1 protein-coding gene is annotated in these 1,492 nt (G+C 44.3%); it reads right to left on the reverse strand.

Annotation, left to right across the window (positions count from 1 at the left end; translation table 11 throughout):
- Positions 1-22 precede the first annotated feature (22 nt).
- Positions 23-1,399, reverse strand: a complete 1,377-nt coding sequence (locus UA76_RS09625) for an IS4 family transposase (RefSeq protein WP_047045391.1) — start codon at positions 1,397-1,399, stop codon at positions 23-25.
- Positions 1,400-1,492: the final 93 nt, after the last annotated feature.

A 1,492-nucleotide genomic window follows, 5' to 3' on the forward strand; every position in this document is an offset into this window, starting at 1 on the left:
TGTCTCTTGATCACAAGTCTGGTTAATCAAGAGACTTAGCGAGTTCATACCCTTCAAGGATGGTTTGTAGCCTAAACCATCCTTGCCATAACGTCTTTATAGAAGCGCGACCTGTTCGCTTGGTGTTCTTCCAGCCACCTAACCGCGCAATACCTCTGTAAGCCCATGATATATTCGGAGCTTCTTTCGGTAGTTCTTTCTTCTCCAACTTGAGCCACATTAACTTCCATGCTTTGCCTTTTAATACCTGCTCACAACTGGTCTTAGATAACTCGTCTGATTCATTCATAAACCTCAACTGGAGTAACCGAGTCGCGATAAAAGCCAAAATAACGCTGAGCCTTTCTAAGTTGTCCTTACTTTGCATTCTCAGTTGTTCAACTTCAGTCCCTTCGCTTTTCCAGACTTTGTGAAAATCTTCTATCAGCCATCGCCGTTCATAATAACTGACGATTTTGAGTGCCTCTTCCTTGCTCGTTATCGGCTCTGAAGTCAGTAAGTGCCATGCGAGCTTATCGCTACCCTCTCCTTGTTCTATACACCCTACGTAATAAAGTGGAATGTTATCGAACTCTTTCTTGTTTGCAGGTGACTTGAGTGTCACAGGCGCATATTTGATCTCTAAATGAGCCTTGCGAGCTTTACGACCGCCTTTTTGCGGTATTTCGAGTACTTTTTCTCCGGCTGATAACAGGGTAGAGGCATAGCTATAAAGACGATTATCATGCTCTTCAATACAGCGGCTTTGCATTGAGCGAACGAGGAATCTTTGTTGTTGCTCTCTCTTGTAAGTGAGGTATTCAAATAGGTCGGCTTCTCTATCGCACACAGAAATGACATCCGAAATTTTATCGCCAAGTCGCTCAGCGACATGGTGAGAGGCTTGTTCCCATTTATAACTTTCTTTCTCTTTGTATGGTCGAGTCGCATGCTGGTGTCTTTGACCTCGCTTTTCTATATCACGAGTCCAGCGCTGTTGTTCAATTAAACCAATCACAGATTGAGTGTCGGGAGCAAAAAGTAAGGTTGAGTGTACGAACATCGCTCGATGTCGATTGCCTTGATTGGAGTGCCCGAGTTCATCTCGAATACTGCGATGGGAGTAACTGAGAGAAGTGGTGTCTTCTAAGGCAAGAAGTGTTTGTTGCTCTAATGCTTCTTGTGCGGTGACATAAAATCCCGCTTCTGCGATATCTTCTGCTTTGATTTGCTCATTACGGATGAAGCGATAAGCCCCTTCCATTTCAGCAGGAGAGATAATGAGTTTCGAGACAGGTACGCCAGGTTGCTCGGCCAGTGAAGCTGCGAGAGCAACGAGTCTTTGAGTGCGTCTTGGGTCATTAAGGTGGGCTTGACCGAACTGTTTTTGTGCCCAAAGGGTTGGCTCTATATAGGTCATGATAATCATCCTTGTCATTGCTTAGATGATCAGATCATGGAACCTAAAAATAGTTCAAAAAAATCCCTAAGCGTGGCTTAGGGATTTGTGTAT

Origin of the sequence: Vibrio mexicanus (genome assembly GCF_001012815.1) — a bacterium.
Lineage (GTDB): Bacteria > Pseudomonadota > Gammaproteobacteria > Enterobacterales > Vibrionaceae > Vibrio > Vibrio mexicanus.

What these genes read in the sequence shown, in the direction of transcription:
- UA76_RS09625 (WP_047045391.1), bottom strand. Translation starts at nt 1,399, where the DNA reads ATGACCTATATAGAGCCAACCCTTTGGGCACAAAAACAGTTCGGTCAA.